We start from the raw sequence: 18,150 nt of genomic DNA on the forward strand, positions 1-18,150 counted from the left end.
CCCGCGTGATTGAGCCCTTATCAGGGCCTCTGATGAATGAAAAAGGCCGCTACCAGAGTAGCGGCCTTTTTCTGTCCTGCGAATCGATCAGCGAGTACCGCGACGACGCAGGGCAGACGGCTTGAAGTAGCCGTCGTCCGGGATCGGCTGGGTGAAGTCGATGGTGCTCGGCTCCTCGTTGTCGAGGTTCTGCACGTGGTAGCGGCGGGCCTGCAGATCATGGAACACGTCCAGCGCGGACCAGGTGGTCGGCAGGTCGTAGTAGTTCTTCAGGTAGGCCACCGAGACACGCCACAGCTCACCGCGACCGTCGTACTGGTCGACCACGGCAGCTTGCCAGCTGTCCTCGTCGAGGAACAGGGTGCGCTTGGAGTAGATGTGGCGGGCGCCCGGCTTCAGGGTGCCTTCCACGACCCACACGCGGTGCAGTTCGTTACGGGTGACGGCCGGGTTCAGGTGACCGGGCTTGAGCAGGTCCTTGTACTTAACCTCAGGGCTGGAGACCTTGTAGTTGTTGTACGGGATGTAGATTTCCTTCTTGCCCACCAGCTTCCAGTCGTAGCGATCCGGCGCACCGTTGAACATGTCGGTGTCGTCGGCGGTACGCAGGCCGTCGGCGGCAGCGATGGGGGTGTCGTAGGCCAGGTTCGGCGCGCGGCGAACGCGACGCTGGCCAGCGTTGTAGCCCCAGGCCTGACGCGGCTCCTTCACCTGGTCCAGGGTCTCGTGCACCAGCACGGCGCCGCCCGCCAGGCGAGCCGGGCTCTTGGTGAAGGACAGGTAGTAGAACAGAATGTTGTTCAGGTCAGCGTACGAACCCTTCGGGTTGTAGTACTTGAACAGGGCTTCCTGCTGCGAGGTGACCAGGGAGTAGTCGCCATTGCGCTGCACGGCCACTTCGGAAGCGCGACGCACGATGTAGGAACCGCGGTAGCGAACGATGTGGTTCCACAGCGCCTCGACGCCGTTCTGCGGGATCGGGAAGGGAATGCCGCCGTAGGCATCCGCAAAGCCGTTGCCGCCATCCAGCAGCTTGGCGGTGGTGGCGTTCTTGACGGTGTTGTCATAGACCCACTGCGGCGCGGAGCCAGAGCGACGGGTCGGGTAGACCGGCATCTGGAAGGTGTCCGGGTAGGCATTGAACAGGGCGATCTGACCGGGGGTCAGGTTGGCCTTGTACTGGTCCAGGTTGGCCTTGGTGATGGTGAACAGTGGCTTGTCGCCCGGGAACGGATCGACATGGTGCTGGCCCGGCTTGTAGCCGGCCGGGGCCTGGGTGATGCCACCGGTCCACTCGGGAATGGTGCCGGCCGCGTTACCGGCCTTCTCGGCACCGAAGGGGGTCAGGCTGGTGCCCAGCTTGGCGGCTTCCTGGGCGGACACTGCCGCCAGCGCGCTACCGGCGGACAGTGCGAACGCAACTGCCGCGCCAATCAGCGAAAGCTTTTTCAGCATGTTGAATCTCCGTGAGGGTTCAGCGGCGGGAGCCCATGAAGGCCCCCGCGTTCTTTTCTAGTTAGAAGGAGTACTTGACGTTGACGCCGATGTTGTCGCGGTCGCGGACAGAGTTGTTCTGGCCACCCCCGAAGAACTCGGTGTACTGGATCTCGCCTTCCAGGCTGTTCAGGTAGGTCGCCTTCAAGCCCAGGGTGTAGGCCTTGCGCCCTTCGATGAAGTTACCGGTCTGGTAGGAGTTGCCCTCGAAGTCATCCTTGTAGACAACGAACGGGGAGACGTTCACACCGGCGTACACGTCGTTCCAGGTACCGGACAACACCAGGGTATAGCCGTAGGCGTTCTTGTTGACTTGGTCATCACGATCACCACCGGACACGTAGGAGCTGTTGCCCCGACCGGAGTAGTAGCGAGTGCTGCCGTCATAGGCGGTGTACTTCAGGCTGCTGCCACGCAGGTGCTCAGACGCCAGCTCAGCCACACCGATCAGCGAGTCGAACGACATCGACGGGCCGAAGTTGTAGATGGTGCCCAGAGAGGTGTTGTAGGCCTCTACGCGCTCGTAGTTGTGGATGGAGTCGCCCAAGTGAACATTCTGACCACCGATATTAACTGTACGGCCACTACCCAACGCTGGGGCCTGGAGCAGCAGGTCACCCAGCAAGTCGTTCGTGGTCGCGACGCCAATAGGCAGGTTGGGACGATAGGCCAGCTCACCAAAGACAGATGCGTCACCGACCGTGGTATTGAAGCTGAAACCATACATGCGGATATCTTCCGCATATTCCCGGCGGGCATTGACCTGGTTGGCAACGTCTACCGTTGCAGCGCCACCCACAAGGCCCAGAAGCCTCTGGAGAGTCTGGTTATTAGGAGCACCGGCGGCCGCAGCAGCCAAACTGGAATAAGACGTGAAAGCCCCACTAGATGCAACTTGAGTAATGGTATCGAGATTAATGCCTTGGTAAGCACCGAGATCCGCATAAATCGTCGGTTCTTTAGCGTGGTAGTTCACGAAGTAGGCGCCAAACTCCGTAGAGTTCAGTTGCTCCGCGATATAACGGAAGGCCACACCAAATTGCCCATCATTCTTGGCATTCAGATCACTTCCTATGGAGGCAACCTTGAATACTCCGTTTGAGTCCAGATACTGAGTGCCCTGCAATCCGCCTGCATGGGCGCTGGAAAGGCCTGCATAGCCTGCTCTAAAGGCAGCGTCACCCAACCGTGCGTTAGTGCTGTAAGCAGTGTTCCCGCCGTCAGCGAACAGATCAGTCTCAGAGAAATATGTTCCCACAGGATCGACTGCGGTTTCCTTCCAGTTGAACTGGTAGAACGTCTCCATCGACAAGTTGTCGGTCAGGCCGATGTTGAAGCTCAGGGCTTCAACCGGCACCAGCACCTCCTTCAGCTCGGAACCCGGCAGGCGGAACTGCGCGGCGTTGACCGGGTTGGTGGTGTTGATGCCACCGCGATAGAAGATGCCCTCGCCCCAGTTGAATACTTGCTTACCGATACGACCGGTGACCGGCATATCGGCAATATCCCAGTTGCCATACAAGTAGGCGTCGAGGATCTGCGCATCGCGACCGGCCTTGTGGCGGGTCTCGCGGGTGAAGCTGCTGTCGTTCGGGTAGTTCTGGCTCGGCTGGCGCGGGCTGTTGTTATCCAGGTAGTCGTTGCGCTTGTCCATGATCTGGGTGTCATAGAAAGCGGTGCCACGGACGAACACGCCGTAGTTCTTGTAGGTCGCCTCCAGGTCGGAAGTGATCTTGTACACCTCGGAAACCAGGCCGGTGTCGAAGTTGCGGTTGCCGTCGTTGGTGTTGATGTCGTTGTTGGTCTTGTCCTGGCCCTGGACGCGCCACAGTTGGCCGTAGGAGACGGTGGTGTCGATGGAGCCGCTGATCTCGTCGTCGGCGAAGCTGAATTCAACCGCCTGGGCCTGGACGGCGCACATCAGGGGCAGGAGGCCGGCGAGGGCGAAACCGGCCTTGGCCGGTGCGAAACGCAATTGGGGCTTGCGGGACTTGAGTTCCATCGAGGTGTCTACTCCGTGGACAGATCATTTGTTATGGCTCCCGTCATGGGAGCTGTTTCGGCCACCTGGGGCGGCTCCGGCGTTGGCACTTCGAGGCCCCAACGCGTCTGGCCCGCACGTTCCAGCGATCAACTGCCGGTCGGACGAACCTGGATCGGATTGCGCACGTGCAACCAAGGTGCCAAATCCGTACGACTGAAGTCGAAAACCCGACTTGATCACCCGGGCAACTATCATTCAAACGTGTGACTGATCATCCACTGATCAAATCGGATAATTCGGCCGATTTTGTCCTACAAGCTGGCTCGATTTGTCACTCAAAACCACACCTTGAGCGATTGCCGATTCACACCTTCCCCGTGCGGTCAAGGAAAAGACGACGCCCTTCACGCTTTTTACGCCTAAGCAGAGGACGGATTATCCCCATGGGTAACAAAAAAGTGTTACCGGCAGTTTGCCAGTAACACTTTCCAGAGGGAGGAATCCGACATGGAGGGGCAAGCCCTCCTCGGATCAGGCGAGGCTCTTGCTGACCACCTCGAAGACATCGCTGGACAGCTCGCCAGAGGCGAGGATGCGCTCCAGCTCGGCACGCATCAGGGCCTGCCGGGCTGCGTCGTACTTGCGCCAGCGGGTCAGCGGCGCCAGCTGGCGCGAGGCGATCTGCGGGTTGAGCGCGTTGAGCGTGATGACGTGGTCGGCAAGGAAGCGATAACCCGCACCGTCGGCCCGGTGGAAGTTCACCAGGTTCTGGTTGGCGAACGCCCCGATCAACGCACGCACCTTGTTGGGGTTCTTCAGGGTGAAGGCCGGGTGGGCCATCAGCGCCTGGACCCGCTCCAGCCCGCCCGGCAGGGTGCAGCCCGCCTGGACGCTGAACCACTGGTCCATCACCAGCGGATTGTCCTTGAAGTAATCGGCGAAGCTCGCCAGCGCCTTGGCCTTCTCGTCCTCGAAGCTGGAGTTGACCAGCACCGAGAGCGCCGTCAGGCGTTCGGTCATGTTGTCGCACGCCTCGAACTGCTCCAGGCAGGCCTGGAGAACCTCGGCCTTGCCACTGAGCATCAGGTAGGACAGCGCGATGTTCTGCAGGGTGCGACGGGCAAAGTGCCCGGCGGAGGCGACATAGGGCGTCTCGCGCGAGAGGGCGCGATTGGCCTGGTAACGCGCCAGCAGCTGCGGGAACAGGGCATCACTGATCGAACGACGGGCGAACTCGCGGGCAGCGTGGATGGCGTCCACATCCGCCACCTCGCTGATCTCGGTCAGGTAGGCCTCGCTGGGCAGCGACAGCATCTCCGCCACCATCGCCTGGTCCAGGGACTGGTCCTCCAGCAAGGTGCGGAAGGCATCCAGCAGGCGGCTGTCCAGCACCAGTTGCTCGCCACGCTGGTGCTGCCCGATCAGCTCCTGCAGCACCTGCACGGAAAGCTGCTGGCCGGCATCCCAGCGGTTGAAGCCATCGCTGTCGTGTTGCATGAGGAACATCAACTGATCGCGGCTGTACGGGAAGCTCAGCTTCACCGGTGCGGAAAAACCGCGGAGCAGGGACGGCAACGGCTTTTCCGCCACATCGACGAAGGTGAAGGTCTGCTCGGCCTCGGTGACGGCTATCACCCGGTTGCCCCCCTCGGCCTTCGCCTCGCCTGCCAGGCGCAACGGCAGGTCGTTGCCGGCGGCGTCCAGCAGCCCCAGCTCGACGGGGATGACGAAGGGCAGCTTTTCTGTCTGGCCGGGGGTGGCCGGGCAGCTCTGGCGGAAGGTCAGGCTGTAGGTCCTGGCAGCGGCATCGTAGGCGTCCTCGACCACCAGGCGCGGGGTGCCGGCCTGGCTGTACCAGCGCTTGAACTGGGTGAGGTCGACGCCGTTGGCGTCCTCCATGGCCTTGACGAAATCGTCACAGGTCACGGCCTGGCCGTCGTGGCGCTCGAAATACAGGTCGGTGCCCTTGCGGAAGCCCTCGGCGCCCAACAGGGTGTGGATCATGCGCACCACTTCCGAGCCCTTCTCGTAAACGGTCAGGGTGTAGAAGTTGGAGATCTCGATGAAGGAGTCCGGGCGCACCGGATGAGCCATCGGGCCGGCATCCTCGGCGAACTGGTTGGTACGCAGGAAGGCCACGTCCTCGATGCGCTTGACCGTGCGCGAATTCATGTCGGCGGAGAATTCCGCATCGCGGAACACGGTGAAGCCTTCCTTCAGCGACAGCTGGAACCAGTCACGGCAGGTCACGCGGTTGCCCGACCAGTTGTGGAAGTACTCGTGGGCCACCACCGCCTCGACGCGCTGGTGGGCGGCGTCGGTGGCGGTTTCGGCACGGGCCAGCACACAGCTGGAGTTGAAGATGTTGAGCCCCTTGTTCTCCATGGCGCCCATGTTGAAGTCGTTGACCGCGACGATCATGAAGATGTCCAGGTCGTATTCGCGGCCGTAGACCTCCTCGTCCCAGCGCATGGACTTCTTCAGGCTGTCCATGGCGTGCTGCACCTTGTCGATGTTTTCCGGCTCGACATAGATGCGCAGGGTCACGTTGCGCTGGCTCATGGTGGTAAACACGTCTTCCACGCACCACAGGTCGCCCGCCACCAGGGCGAACAGGTAGGCCGGCTTCTTGAACGGGTCCTCCCAGGTCGCCCAGTGGCGCCCGCCCTCCCCGGCCCCACTGGCCACCGGGTTGCCGTTGGACAGCAGCACCGGGTAGCGATGCTGCTCGGCACTCACGGTGGTGGTGAAGCGGCTCATCACATCGGGGCGGTCGAGGTAGTAGGTGATCTTGCGGAAACCTTCGGCCTCGCACTGGGTGCAGAACATCTTCCCGGACTTGTACAGGCCTTCCAGCGCGGTGTTGCTTTCCGGGTGGATGCGCACGGTGCTGTCCAGGGTGAACTGCTCGGCAACCGGCTGCAGGGTCAGGTGGCAGTCGGTCAGCTGGTAGTCGGCGGCGCCCAGCTCGCGGTCATCCATGGACAGCGACAACAGTTCCAGTTGCTGGCCGTCCAGCACCAGCGCCGGCAGGGTGCCATCGGCACGCTCGGGGTTGCGGCGCATCACCAGTTGGGCATGGACCAGGGTGTGGTCCTCGTGCAGCTCGAAGGTCAGGGCGGTCTCGTCGATCAGGTAGTCCGGCGCCTGGTAGTCCTTGAGGTGGATGACGTTCGGTTGCTCGGTTCGCATGCTTGCCTCTCCGGTTCAGCGCGGGCTCGTGGCCCGCCTGCGCATGTTTGGATTGCTGCCTGCCAGTGGCTCAGCCTTCGCAGCTGGCCGCGACCTGGTAGGACGTGAACTTGCGGATGTTGATGACGCCGGTGTCGAGGATCAGGTACTGCCCCTTGATGCCGCGCAGGGTCCCTTCCACCACCGGTGTCTTGTCCAGGTCGAGGCTCACCACCTTGGTCGGGTAGGCCTCGACGGGGTAACGGATTTCCAGCGGCTCGACGTCATCGAGCGGCTGGATGGCCTGGAGGCCGAAACGCGACTGCAGGGCCTGGATGCCCTCGCCACAGGCATCGAACAGCGCCTCGCGCACCGCGATCAGGTCGAGCGCCTCGGCCTCGCCCTTGAGCAGCGCGCGCCAGTTGGTGCGGTCCGCCACCTGGGTGCGCAGCAGGTCCTCCACCAGGCCAGACTGCTGGCGTGTGGCGACCCGCAGGATGGGCAGCGCCTGGCGGGCGCCCTGGTCGATCCAGCGGGTGGGCACCTGGCTGGCGCGGGTGATGCCGACCTTGATGCCCGAGGAATTGGCCAGGTAGACGATGTGGTCGGTCATGCAGAACGACTCGCCCCAGCTCGGCTCGCGGCAGGTACCGGCCTCGTAGTGGCAGCGTTCCGGGCTCATGATGCAGGTGTCGCACTGGGCCAGCGAGGTGAAGCAGGGGTAGCAGTAGCCCTGGCTGAAGCTCTTGCTGGTCTTTCGCCCGCAATGGCTGCAATGGATGCCGCCGAGGTACTCCAGGCGGATGCGCTTGCCCAGCAGGGGGTTCACCGACACCTGCTCATCGCCCAGGCGGAAGGCGTACTGCACCACCGGGTCACCCAGTTGCGCCGACATCTTGCTCAGCGCACCGCGCCCCAGCTCCAGCATGGTTTCAGCCCCCATCAGTGGATGGAGTCGGATTTGAAGAGGATGTTCGGCACGGGCTCGGACTTGGAGCTGCAGACCTGCGGGCCCATGTACCCGGTGCGCTGGTCTTCCGGCAGGTTCTTGGCCTCCCAGGCGATGATGGCCTGCAGGCTCAGCTCCTTCTGCTCCTCGGTGAGTTTGCGACCATCGGCCCACTTGCCGATTTCCACGGCGAGCTTGAGGCTCTGGTAGACATCCTCGGTGATGTTGCTGATCAGTTGGGCGAAAGAGGACATGGCATGACTCGCTGCATTCGTTCGGGGGAACAAGGAGCGGCATTCTAGCAGGTCGCAGCAGGCGTCAGGCGAGGCCGCCGGCGCCCCCGACCTAGCGGCGCAGACGGGCCAGCAGACCACCGATCAGGCCGGTGGCGCAGCCCGCCAGCAGGCCGCCCACGTGGGCACCGTTGGCGATGGCGCCGAAGCCCAGCAGGCTGACCACGCCAGACAGGCACACCACCAGCCACACCAGCATCATCACCATCACCCCCGGCGGCAGCCGGTAGGCCGGGCACGGCGCCAGGCGCTGGAACAGCCAGCAGTGGCCAAGCAGGCCATAGAGCACACCCGACAGGCCACCGAACAGGCTCGGCCCGCTCACCTCGTACTGCACCAGGTTGGACACCAGGCTCAGCAGCAAGGTGAGCCCCAGCAGCATCCAGCCGCCCTGGCGGTATTCGATGCGCCGCCCCAGCTCCCACACCCACATGCCGTTCATGGCCAGGTGCAGGATGCCGAAGTGCACCAGCATGGGCGTCACCAGGCGCCACCACTGGCCGGCTTGCAGGCTGTCGGCCAGCGTGGTGAAGAGCACATAGTCGCCTTCCACACGGAAGTCGAGGAAGGTCAGCCAGCTGACGGCCTGGAGGTTGTCACCCAGTGCCGTCACACCGGCACAGACCAGGGTCACCAACAGCAGGGCCACGGTGGAGGGCGTAGCCTTGAGCCGCGCACCCCAGGACTCGCGTACCGGCTCGACCGGTGCGTGTTCCAGCACGAACTGCGGATCACCCTGGGGGAAGCGCGCATACAGGCCACGCACCTGCTCCGCCCAGTCCTCGCCCGGTACCCAGAGCACCTGCTCCTCGCGCTCCTCGCTGACCCGGTGCGGCACCTCCAGGCGTCGCAGCAGCGTGACGAATCCACTCAAGTCCACCGAGGCCGGCAGACGCATCGCGGCCACCACCGTCATCGGGGCTCCTCCGGGCGCTCCACCTCGACCCACACGAACTTCGCGGGGTCCAGGCGCAATTCATCGTCCAGCCGGTAGGCCACCAGCTTGCCGTACATCACGGCGCTGTAGTCCAGGCAGGCCAGGTTGGGGCGCAGCGGCGCCGGGCGTCCGCGGCGCCAGTAGTGCCCGACGAACAGCAGCGGCTCGTTGACGCCGTAGCTGAGCAGCGCCGAGCGGTGGGCGTCGGAGAGTGGCTGCCGCGCCACATCTTCCGGCAGCGCATCGGGCTGGAAGACCACGTCGCCGTAGGTACGCGGGTTGTCCTCCCAGAACTTGGTGCGGAACACCGAGCGGGTGAAGCCGTCGCTGCCAGTAAGGGTCATACCGCCGGGCAGCGGCAGGTCGGTCCCCCGCAGCAGGCGCTTGAACACCCGCTCGGCGAAGCCGCCGCGTTCGGCCGAGGCCTGGATGAAGGCGGCGTCGATCCGCCCGTCCGGGTAGTCGCGGCGCACCGCCTCGATCAGGTCGTGGTCCCAGCAGGCATGCACCAGGCGGAAGCGGCCGCCGTCAATGAACAGCGGCAGGTCCTGGAACCAGCGGAGGAAGTCATGCCAGTCGCCGGGGTGACCCTCGAACTGCTCGAGGGTCTCCTTCAACAGGCGGGTGTGGCGCGGCGTGTGGTCGTGGACGAAGGTCCGGCCACTGCCGGCCGGTGCCGGCGTCACCCAGCCGAGGGCGTTGTACTCATGGTTGCCCATGATGCAGCGGGCCTGGCCCGCCTCGACCATGGCGTGGACCAGGTGCAGCGCCTCGCGGATGCGCGGACCACGGTCGATGAGGTCGCCGAGGAACAGGGCCATGCGCCACGGATGGCGCCAGACATCGCCCTGCTTGCGATAGCCCAGCCGATCCAGCAGGCGCTCCAGGGTGTGCGCACACCCGTGGATGTCGCCGATCAGGTCGTAGCCACGCCCGGCGTCCAGTTCCATCAGTCGCCACCACCCAGGCGGCTTCCCCAGCCGAGCTTGGTGCGGCACACCTCGTAGTAGTTGTGGTCCAGCGGGTGGATCAGGCGCAGCTTCTGCGGCTTCTTGCGCACCGTGATGGTGTCGCCGGGGGCGCAGGTGAAGTGGTTCTGGCCATCGCAGGACACCAGCGGGTAGATCTGCAGATTCGGCGAGACCACGATCTTCAGCTCGCTGGTGCTGTCCACCACGATGGGCCGGCTGGACAGGGTGTGCGGGTACATGGGCACCACGACGATAGCGTCGAGTTTCGGGTGCATGATCGGCCCCCCGGCGGACAGCGCGTAGGCCGTGGAGCCGGTGGGCGTGGCGATGATCAGGCCGTCGGCCTTCTGGGTGCAGACGAACTGGCCGTCGATGTGCAGCTCGAACTCGATCATCCGGGTCGACTTGCCCGGGTGCAGCACCACGTCGTTCAGCGCGTCGCCCTGGCCGATGGCCTCGCCGTGCTGGCGGCGCACCTCGGCCTCCAGCAGGAAGCGCGTCTCGACGCTGTAGTGGCCGTCCAGCACCTCGGCCACCTTCACCTCCAGCTCATCGGGCTTGATGTCGGTGAGGAAGCCCAGGCTGCCACGGTTGATGCCCAGCACCGGGATGTTGTGGCGGGCCAGCGCACGGGCGGCGCCGAGCATGCTGCCGTCACCGCCGACCACGATCACCAGGTCGCAGACCTCGCCGAGGATCTTCCGCGACGACGTCTGCAGGCCGTGCCCGGGCAGCACTTCGGCAATGGTGTCCTCGAGGATCACGTGGAGGTGGCGATCCAGCAGGAATCGCTTCAGGCGGCGGATGGTATCGAGCACGTGGGGGCTCCCCAGGCGTCCGATGATGCCGATATTGCGGAATTGCTCCATGGGGCTCCAGCAAGGCTCTACGACGGGAGGAAATGCCGGCGATTATGGGCGAAAGCCCGTGGCAGCGGCAAACCGCTGCTCGGCTATGCTGCGTGCATGACGCCCTTCCCCACCCTCGCCGACCTGCCCCGTCACCTGCACCACCCTGCCGTGCGCGACCTTGCCTGGGCACTGCTCGCCCCGCCGCTGCTGGCGCGTCCGGGACTGGCCCAGCGGCATCCGCTGAGTGCCTCCGAGTGGGCCGCCGCGCCCCACCGGCTGGAAGCCTGGTTGCAGAGCCAGGAGCAGGCGCCGTACCCGCTGGAAGCATGGCTCGCCGGCCTGGCCTCCAGCCGCCTGGGGCTTCGCTTCGAGCGACTTTGGCAGTACGCCCTGGCGCAAGCACCGGGCGTGCGCCTGCTGGCCAGCAACCTGCCGGTGCGCCAGCAAGGCAAGACGCTGGGGGAAATGGACCTGCTGCTGCAGGACGACCACGGCATCCACCACGTGGAGCTGGCCATCAAGCTCTACCTCGGCCCCCAGACGGGTGGCGGGCATGACGCGGAGCACTGGTGCGGCACCGATGTCAGCGACCGCCTCGACCTCAAGCTCGCCCACCTGCGCGAGCGCCAGCTGCCCCTTTCCAGCCTCGCCGTCAGCCGCCTCGCCCTGGAGAGCGTCGGCGCCTGGCCGGCCCAGGCATCGGCCTGGCTGGGCGGCTACCTGTTCTATCCCTGGCCGGGAGGGTGCGAAGCGCCGACCATCGCCAACCCCGGCCACAACCGGGGCCTATGGCTGCATCGCCACCACTGCCAGGCCCTCATCGACCAGCATCCCGACGCCCGCTGGTACCCCCTGCCCCGCCCGGACTGGCTGGGCCACGCGCAGGTGCCGGCCGAGCAGGCCTGGCCTCGGACGCAGGTGATGGAGTGGCTGGCCGCGCAACCACCCGGCGGGCCGGCCTGGATGCTGGCAAGGCTGGCGCCGGAAGGCACCCACTGGCGGGAAGTGGAACGGGGGCTGGTGGTGAACGACGCCTGGCCCGCGACGGGCTGAGCCCGCCGCAGCGACCGGTCAGCGGCTGCGCTCGGTGCGCCCACCGGAACGGGCCAGGTAACCGGCACCGCTTTCGCACAACAGCGCATCGCGTTGCACCGCCGGCAGCGCGTCCAGGCCATCGCGCAGCGCATAGGCACGGAACCCCAGCTGGGACAGCAGGAACACCGCACTGGCGCTGCGCTTGCCGCTGTCGCAATAGCAGAGGTAGTCACGCGCCGGGTCGAGCAGGCGCGTCTTCAGCCGCAACAGGTGCAGCGGCATGTTCAGCGCTTCGGGGGCATGGGCCCGCTCGTATTCGTCCTGCAGGCGCACATCCAGCCATTGGCCGCCTGCCGCCAGCAGCCGCGACGCCTCACCGAGGGACACCTCGTCCACCACGGGGGCACGCAGGAGGGCGAAGAAATCCTGGCGGTCCAGGCGCATCACCACGCCGTCCTCCAGCAGGGTGACGCTGGCGTTGCGCGGCCGGTCGGACAGCAACGCCTCCTCACCGAAGCAGGCCCCTACCTCCAGCTCCGCCAGCACCTGGTGATCACTACCGGCCCCACGGATCACCTCCGCGCGGCCCTCGCGGAGGAAGTAGCAGCAATCCCCCGCTTCGCCTTCGCGCAGCACCTCGCTGCCCGCCGGCAGTTCGATGCGCTGCAGCCGCCCGACCATCTGCTGGACGTTGGCCGGCGGCACCTTGCTGAACAGCGGGTTCTCCAGCAGACGCTCCAGCCATTCGACGTCGTCGCTGTCCATCTGCAGCAACAGGTCCTGGTAGGCGGAACGCCAGGTGATGAGGCGCGCGAGGGTGGCGCTGTCGATGGCCAGCACGCTGACCTCGGTGAGCGCCACCGCCTCCTGCAGGCGCGGCAGGCTGGGCGAGAGCGGGTGGCAGCTGGCTTCGCTGCCAGCCACCAGGCGGATTTCCGCCCCCGAGGCGTCCCGCAGCAGCAGCTCGCCGGCCAGCAGGTAATAGGTCAGCCGGGCCTGGTCGCCGCGCCGGAACAGCACCTGGCCCGCCAGCAGGGGCTGGGGCACCAGTTGCCCACGCAGCTCCCGCCACTGCTGCTCGGAAAGCGCATTGAGCGGTGTCAGGCTGCGCAGCTGATCCGGATTGAGCGGTTCGGTCATCGGTTGATTTCCAGGGCATCGGCTGAGGTGGAAGTGTAGCCAGCCAGGTGGTGCAGGCGCGTTGAAAGGGCGCGGCGCCCCTGCAGCCCACCGGTGTGCAGCAGGACGATCCGACTGCCGGCAGCAAGGTAACCGGCCTCGATCTGCTGGCGCAACGCCAGCAATGCCTTGACGGTGTAGAGCGGGTCCAGCTCGATGCCGCCCTCCGCTTCCCAGGCGAGCATGGCGCAGGCCAGCTCGGCATCGACCCGGCCGAAACCGCCTCGGCTGGCGTCCAGCAGGCGGTAGCCGGCATCGGCCACGCCGGCTTCAACCAGCAGCGCGCGGACCTGCTCCGCCACCCCGAGGTCCGCCGGTACCGCCAGGGCACCCACCACCGGGTGGCGGCCAGCCTCGCCAAGCACCAGCCCCGCCAGGGTGGTACCGGTGCCGGCAGCGGTCCACAGCGCGTCGTAGTCGGCCCAGCCCAGCACCGGCAGTTGCCGTTGGATCATCGCCACCAGCGGCGCGCAGCCGAAGGCACCCGGCAATCCGCCGCCGCCCTCGGGCACGGGCATCAACGCGGGGTAGCGGGCCTGCCAGTCATCCCAGAAGCCCGGCGCGTGGCGGGCCCGATAGCCGCCATAGCCCAGCCAGTGCAGGGTCATGCCGAAGCGGCGCAGGTCCGCGACGGTCGGCGTGTCCTGGGGGTCGCCACGGAGCAGGCCCACGGTGCCGAAGCCGAAGCGCTGGCCGGCAGCGGCCACCGCATGCAGGTGGTTGGAATGGGCCCCGCCCAGGGTCATCACCCCGCCGAAACCCTTGGCAGCCGCCCGTTGAAGATGGGGCGCCAGCTTGAACCATTTGTTGCCGCTCACCAGCGGGTCGATGCGGTCGAGGCGCAGCATCGCCACCTCGACGCCCGCACGCCTCAGCCACCCCAGGCACAAGGGTTCGAGAAGGGCTTGCGGATTCCAGTCGGGAGGCGGCAACGGCACGGATGGGCTCGCTCGGAAAAGGCGCGGAGCTTACGGCAAGCGCCGCGCCATGGCGATCAGCCCACCGTGCGCAGGCGGGCGGTGGCCTTGTGGCGGGCGCAGCAGTTGGAGTCCCCGGCCACGAAGCGGCTGGGCGTGTCCACCCGGTCGATGGGCATGCCGCAGCGCTCGCCGCCCGGCAGGGTCGCCTCGCAGGTGGGCTGCTGGTAGTGGGCCAGCCACTGGCGGTACTGCGCCTCGGAGACGAAGCACTTGGCCGCTGCGTAGGCGTAGGGGTTGTCCTGGTAGCGGGCGATGTCCTGCAGCGGGATGGTCAGGTGGCCGGCGCCCGGGTGGTAGACCACGAACACCACACCCAGGCGGGCCAGGCGCTCGAGGATCTGGTCACCGCCCTGGTTCACCAGCTGCTCGCGCTCCTGCTTGAGGCGGTCGATCTCCTGCTGCAGCTGGGTGTCCAGCTCGTTGCGGTAGGCCAGCTCGACGTCACGGATGGCCAGCTGCTCCTTGTAGTCCATGACGGCGGCGGCCACCTTGGCCTGCAGCTCGCCTTCGAACTGGGAACGGAGGATGTCCACCTCGGTGCGCCCGTGGCGCTCCAATGCGCGCAGTTGCTGACTCATCTCCTCGCGGGATTTCTGGAAGCCCTCGGCCTGGACCTGCAGCTGGCGCTTGAGGTCGGCGTTCATGTCCTGCTGCTGGCGCAGTTCCAGCTGCAGGGAGTCGATGGTCTGCTGCAGCTCGCGCGCCTTCTCTTCGGCGACCAGGCGGTACTTGGCCAGGGCCTCTTCGTTCTGCTGGCCGAGGCTGGCGATGCGCAGGCGCTGCTGCTTGATCAGTTGGGCCGTCTTCAGGCGGTGTTCCTGCTCCAGCTGCTGCGCCAGCTTCTCGGCCATTTCGGCGGCGGCATCCGGCGGTGCGTACCACTTGTCCTCCGGCGCCATCTGCAGGCGCTGGGGCTCGACCACCTGGGGCGCGTCCTCCTCCACCATCAGGCCCAGGGCATTGCGGCGCACGGTATCGCGCACCAGGGCCAGGTCGTTCTGGCCGGGGGCGAGGTTCGGGTCCCACATGTGCATCTGATGCCAGGAGACCGGGCACTGGCTGCGGCAGGCGAGGCGGATGGGGCCGGCGCCCAGGTCGGGGCCGCGCCCGGCGCGTTCGGCCAGGTGGCGCAGGGGCATGTTCCAGCCGGTGTCAGCCTGCCCCTTCTCGTCGAAGTCGAGGTAGAAGAAGACCAGCGAGCGGACCATCAGGCGCGGGTTGATCAGGACGTAGACCAGGCGCATCTGCTGGTCGGCGAACTCGGGCATGTTCACCACGCCGTCGAGCATCGCTTCGAATTCGGGGAAGAGCATTTCCTTGCAGATGCCCCGTTCATTGAAGAACAGCACGGCCTCAACCATCTGCGGCTTGTTCTGCATGCTCATCGGGTTTACCTCTGGCCAACGCGGTGAGTCCCGGAGGGGACGGGCGACTTCCTTGTCGGTAAAACGGGGCCTTTATGACAGGCGCACCGGCTGATTGTCGGAGTCTAGGGTAAAAGCCGAGGCGGGCAATGTGACTGGGTTGGCACTCGCCCGGCCCCTGGCGGGAGGCGGACGAAGTGCACGGCCGTTTTGTGATGGGGTTGGAGAGTTTCAGCCTTTCATGGCGGCGAGATAGGGTGCCAGGCGCCGCCCCATCTCCTCGCCGAGGGCCGCCAGGCCGCTCATCGGGCGCACCATCACCTCGAATTCGCGGATCAGCCCCTGCTCGTCGAAGCGGATCATGTCGATGCCCTTGAGGTCGCGCCCGCCCACCCGCGCACTGAACTCCAGCACCACGTTGAGGCCATCGTCACTGGCCAGTTCGCGGTGGTAGGCGAAGTCCTGGAACACCTGCAGCACGGTATTGAGGATGAGGTTGACCGCCTGCGCGCCCGGGTAGGGCGTGTGGGCCATGGGCGAGCGGAACACCGCCTCGGGGTGCAGCAGCTCGGGCAGGCGGCTGAGGTCCTGGCTGGCGATGAACTGGTGCCAGCGCTGCAGGCTGGCGGCCGCGGCAGGGTTGAGTCGGGCGTCGAGGGACATCGGCTTCTCCTTGTTCTTATGAGCCTGTAAAGAGAACGCCCCGCATGAGGCGGGGCGTCTGTCGATCAGAGTTCGGCGGCGAGGCGCGAACCCTGGTTGATCGCACGCTTGGCATCCAGCTCGGCGGCCACGTCGGCACCGCCCACCAGGTGCACGGACTGCCCGGCAGCCACCAGGCCCTCGTGCAGCTCGCGCAGCGGGTCCTGGCCGGCGCAGACGATGACGGTGTCCACCGGCAGCACCTGGGGCTCGCCCTCGGCCACGCGGATGTGCAGGCCGGCGTCGTCGACCTTGAGGTACTCCACCGAGTTGAGCATCTGCACCTGCTTGTTCTTCAGGCCGGTGCGGTGGATCCAGCCGGTGGTCTTGCCGAGGCCGTCGCCCACCTTGGATTTCTTGCGCTGCAGCAGGAACACCTGGCGGGCCGCCGCGTGGGGCTGCGGCTTGACGCCGGCGATGCCGCCACGGGCTTCCAGCGCGCCGTCGATGCCCCATTCCTTCCAGAAGGCCTCGCGGTCCAGGCTGGTGGAGGTGCCCTGGTGGGTGATGAACTCGGAGACGTCGAAGCCGATGCCGCCGGCGCCGATCACCGCCACGGTCTGCCCCACCGGCTTGCGCTCGAGGATGGCGTCCAGGTAGCCGATCACCTTCGGATGGTCGATGCCCGGAATGGCCGGGGTGCGCGGGGCGATGCCGGTGGCCAGGATGATCTCGTCGAAACCGCCCTTGACCAGGTCCTCGACGCTGACGCGGGTGTTCAGGCGCAGGTCGACGCCGGTGGTTTCCAGCTTGCGCTTGAAGTAACGCAGGGTCTCGTAGAACTCCTCCTTGCCCGGCACACGCTTGGCCACATTGAACTGGCCACCGATCTCGGCGGCCGCGTCGAACAGAGTCACGCTGTGGCCGCGCTCGGCGGCGACGGTGGCACTGGCCAGGCCCGCCGGGCCGGCGCCGACCACGGCGATCTTCTTCACCTGGGTGGTGGGGATGTAGTTCAGCTCGGTTTCGTGGCAGGCACGCGGGTTCACCAGGCAGCTGGTCAGCTTGCCGCCGAAGGTGTGGTCCAGGCAGGCCTGGTTGCAGCCGATGCAGGTGTTGATCTCGTCGCTGCGGCCTTCGGCGGCCTTGTTGACGAAGTCCGGGTCGGCGAGGAACGGGCGGGCCATGGACACCATGTCGGCGTCGCCTTCGGCCAGCACCTGCTCGGCCACTTCCGGGGTGTTGATGCGGTTGGTGGTGATCAGCGGGATCTTCACCTCGCCCCGGAGCTTGGCGGTGACCTTGGTGAAGGCCGCGCGCGGCACCTTGGTGGCGATGGTGGGGATGCGCGCCTCGTGCCAGCCGATGCCGGTGTTGATGAGGGTGGCACCGGCGGCCTCGATGGCCTTGGCCAGGGTGACGATCTCGTCCCAGGTGCTGCCGCCTTCCACCAGGTCCAGCATGGACAGGCGGTAGATGATGATGAAGTTCGGGCCCACGGCCTCGCGCACGCGGCGGACGATCTCCACCGGCAGGCGCATGCGGTTCTCGTAGCTGCCACCCCAGCGGTCGGTGCGCTGGTTGGTGTGGGCGGCGAGGAACTGGTTGATGAAATAGCCTTCGGAGCCCATGACCTCGACGCCGTCGTACTCGGCCTTCTGCGCCAGCACGGAACAGTTCACGAAGTCCTGGATCTGCTTCTCGATGCCCGCCTCATCCAGCTCGTGGGGCTTGAAGGGGTTGATCGGCGCCTGGATGGCGGACGGCGCGACCGACTTGGGGCTGTAGGCGTAGCGGCCGGCGTGGAGGATCTGCATGCAGATCTTGCCGCCCGCCTCGTGCACGGCGCGGGTGACGATGCGGTGCTTCTCGGCCTCTTCCTCGGTGGTCAGCTTGGCCGCACCGGAGTAGACACCGCCCTCCTCGTTCGGGCCGATGCCGCCGGTCACCATCAGGCCGACGCCGCCACGGGCGCGCTCGGCGAAATAGGCGGCCATGCGCTCGAAGCCGTTGGGCTTCTCCTCCAGGCCGGTGTGCATCGACCCCATCAGGGTGCGGTTGCGCAGGGTGGTGAAGCCCAGGTCGAGGGGCGCGAGCAGGTGCGGGTAAGCGGCCATGGGGTGGTATCTCCAGCAGGCTTTTTCTCTCACGGGTGCCACGGCCTCGCGGGCCATGGTCGGTTATGGGCCAGACGATAGTCAGCGATACGAGGCCGCTCAATGATCGAAAGTGACAACTTACTGATCCAAACGCACAGCCGCCCTTGGCAAGCCGGGCCCGCTCCCCTACCCTGGCCGGCA

General features: G+C 66.1%; 14 protein-coding genes. 1 reads left to right on the plus strand and 13 read right to left on the minus strand.

What is annotated here, in order from left to right; all coding sequences use genetic code 11:
* Positions 1-87: 87 nt before the first annotated feature.
* The 8 genes from SZ55_RS16710 to SZ55_RS16745 form a co-directional block, all read right to left on the minus strand.
* The gene (locus tag SZ55_RS16710) at positions 88-1,455 is read right to left on the minus strand and encodes a DUF1329 domain-containing protein (RefSeq protein ID WP_044408558.1); all 1,368 of its coding nucleotides are present in this window, start codon (positions 1,453-1,455) and stop codon (positions 88-90) included.
* 61 nt (positions 1,456-1,516) lie between these two features.
* The gene (locus SZ55_RS16715; protein ID WP_044408560.1) at positions 1,517-3,496 is read right to left on the minus strand and encodes a DUF1302 domain-containing protein; all 1,980 of its coding nucleotides are present in this window, start codon (positions 3,494-3,496) and stop codon (positions 1,517-1,519) included.
* 513 nt (positions 3,497-4,009) lie between these two features.
* Positions 4,010-6,670 (minus strand): aminopeptidase N, encoded by a 2,661-nt coding sequence (gene pepN, locus SZ55_RS16720; protein ID WP_044408564.1) that lies wholly within the window; start codon positions 6,668-6,670, stop codon positions 4,010-4,012.
* A gap of 70 nt (positions 6,671-6,740) precedes the next feature.
* Entirely contained in the window at positions 6,741-7,577 is an 837-nt protein-coding gene (locus SZ55_RS16725) for a DUF2797 domain-containing protein (RefSeq protein ID WP_044408567.1), read from the minus strand.
* 14 nt (positions 7,578-7,591) lie between these two features.
* Positions 7,592-7,852: a YeaC family protein gene (locus tag SZ55_RS16730; protein WP_044408569.1), complete on the minus strand. Its 261-nt coding sequence runs from the start codon at positions 7,850-7,852 to the stop codon at positions 7,592-7,594.
* A 91-nt stretch (positions 7,853-7,943) separates the two neighbouring features.
* Positions 7,944-8,807 carry a rhomboid family intramembrane serine protease gene (locus SZ55_RS16735; protein ID WP_044408571.1) on the minus strand — a complete coding sequence of 288 codons (864 nt, stop codon included), beginning with the start codon at positions 8,805-8,807 and terminating at the stop codon, positions 7,944-7,946.
* On the minus strand, positions 8,804-9,778 hold the full coding sequence (locus tag SZ55_RS16740) for a metallophosphoesterase (RefSeq protein WP_044408574.1): 975 nt from the start codon (positions 9,776-9,778) through the stop codon (positions 8,804-8,806). Before SZ55_RS16740 ends, SZ55_RS16735 begins: the two co-directional genes overlap by 4 nt.
* Entirely contained in the window at positions 9,778-10,668 is an 891-nt protein-coding gene (locus tag SZ55_RS16745; protein WP_044408577.1) for an NAD(+) kinase, read from the minus strand. The genes SZ55_RS16740 and SZ55_RS16745 overlap by 1 nt, the downstream gene beginning before the upstream one ends.
* Positions 10,669-10,764: 96 nt before the next feature.
* Between SZ55_RS16745 and SZ55_RS16750 the strand changes: the two genes are divergently transcribed.
* Positions 10,765-11,703: a DUF1853 family protein gene (locus SZ55_RS16750; RefSeq protein ID WP_044408579.1), complete on the plus strand. Its 939-nt coding sequence runs from the start codon at positions 10,765-10,767 to the stop codon at positions 11,701-11,703.
* Between the two features lie 18 nt (positions 11,704-11,721).
* Here SZ55_RS16750 and SZ55_RS16755 read toward each other — a convergent pair whose 3' ends face one another.
* The 5 genes from SZ55_RS16755 to SZ55_RS16775 all read right to left on the minus strand — a co-directional run bounded on the left by SZ55_RS16755 (position 11,722) and on the right by SZ55_RS16775 (position 17,967).
* Positions 11,722-12,825 carry a cyclic nucleotide-binding domain-containing protein gene (locus tag SZ55_RS16755; protein WP_044408582.1) on the minus strand — a complete coding sequence of 368 codons (1,104 nt, stop codon included), beginning with the start codon at positions 12,823-12,825 and terminating at the stop codon, positions 11,722-11,724.
* Entirely contained in the window at positions 12,822-13,796 is a 975-nt protein-coding gene (locus SZ55_RS16760) for a 1-aminocyclopropane-1-carboxylate deaminase/D-cysteine desulfhydrase (RefSeq protein ID WP_442963701.1), read from the minus strand. The genes SZ55_RS16755 and SZ55_RS16760 overlap by 4 nt, the downstream gene beginning before the upstream one ends.
* Positions 13,797-13,858: 62 nt before the next feature.
* A complete protein-coding gene (locus SZ55_RS16765; RefSeq protein WP_044408587.1) occupies positions 13,859-15,229 on the minus strand; it encodes a chromosome partitioning protein ParA in 1,371 nt (456 codons plus the stop codon).
* A 210-nt stretch (positions 15,230-15,439) separates the two neighbouring features.
* Entirely contained in the window at positions 15,440-15,871 is a 432-nt protein-coding gene (locus tag SZ55_RS16770) for a nuclear transport factor 2 family protein (RefSeq protein ID WP_044408590.1), read from the minus strand.
* A 65-nt stretch (positions 15,872-15,936) separates the two neighbouring features.
* Complete coding sequence (locus tag SZ55_RS16775; protein WP_044408593.1) at positions 15,937-17,967, minus strand: NADPH-dependent 2,4-dienoyl-CoA reductase; 2,031 nt, start codon at positions 17,965-17,967, stop codon at positions 15,937-15,939.
* Positions 17,968-18,150: the final 183 nt, after the last annotated feature.

The organism is Pseudomonas sp. FeS53a, from assembly GCF_000931385.1.
Classification (GTDB): domain Bacteria; phylum Pseudomonadota; class Gammaproteobacteria; order Pseudomonadales; family Pseudomonadaceae; genus Metapseudomonas; species Metapseudomonas otitidis.

Excerpts from the sequence above, each read along its gene's own strand:
- SZ55_RS16730 (WP_044408569.1), bottom strand. The coding sequence starts at position 7,852 with ATGTCCTCTTTCGCCCAACTGATCAGCAACATCACCGAGGATGTCTAC.
- SZ55_RS16725 (WP_044408567.1), bottom strand. The coding sequence starts at position 7,577 with ATGCTGGAGCTGGGGCGCGGTGCGCTGAGCAAGATGTCGGCGCAACTG.
- SZ55_RS16770 (WP_044408590.1), bottom strand. The coding sequence starts at position 15,871 with ATGTCCCTCGACGCCCGACTCAACCCTGCCGCGGCCGCCAGCCTGCAG.
- SZ55_RS16765 (WP_044408587.1), bottom strand. The coding sequence starts at position 15,229 with ATGAGCATGCAGAACAAGCCGCAGATGGTTGAGGCCGTGCTGTTCTTC.
- pepN (WP_044408564.1), bottom strand. The coding sequence starts at position 6,670 with ATGCGAACCGAGCAACCGAACGTCATCCACCTCAAGGACTACCAGGCG.
- SZ55_RS16715 (WP_044408560.1), bottom strand. The coding sequence starts at position 3,496 with ATGGAACTCAAGTCCCGCAAGCCCCAATTGCGTTTCGCACCGGCCAAG.
- SZ55_RS16775 (WP_044408593.1), bottom strand. The coding sequence starts at position 17,967 with ATGGCCGCTTACCCGCACCTGCTCGCGCCCCTCGACCTGGGCTTCACC.
- SZ55_RS16710 (WP_044408558.1), bottom strand. The coding sequence starts at position 1,455 with ATGCTGAAAAAGCTTTCGCTGATTGGCGCGGCAGTTGCGTTCGCACTG.
- SZ55_RS16735 (WP_044408571.1), bottom strand. The coding sequence starts at position 8,807 with ATGACGGTGGTGGCCGCGATGCGTCTGCCGGCCTCGGTGGACTTGAGT.
- SZ55_RS16750 (WP_044408579.1), top strand. The coding sequence starts at position 10,765 with ATGACGCCCTTCCCCACCCTCGCCGACCTGCCCCGTCACCTGCACCAC.
- SZ55_RS16740 (WP_044408574.1), bottom strand. The coding sequence starts at position 9,778 with ATGGAACTGGACGCCGGGCGTGGCTACGACCTGATCGGCGACATCCAC.
- SZ55_RS16755 (WP_044408582.1), bottom strand. The coding sequence starts at position 12,825 with ATGACCGAACCGCTCAATCCGGATCAGCTGCGCAGCCTGACACCGCTC.
- SZ55_RS16745 (WP_044408577.1), bottom strand. The coding sequence starts at position 10,668 with ATGGAGCAATTCCGCAATATCGGCATCATCGGACGCCTGGGGAGCCCC.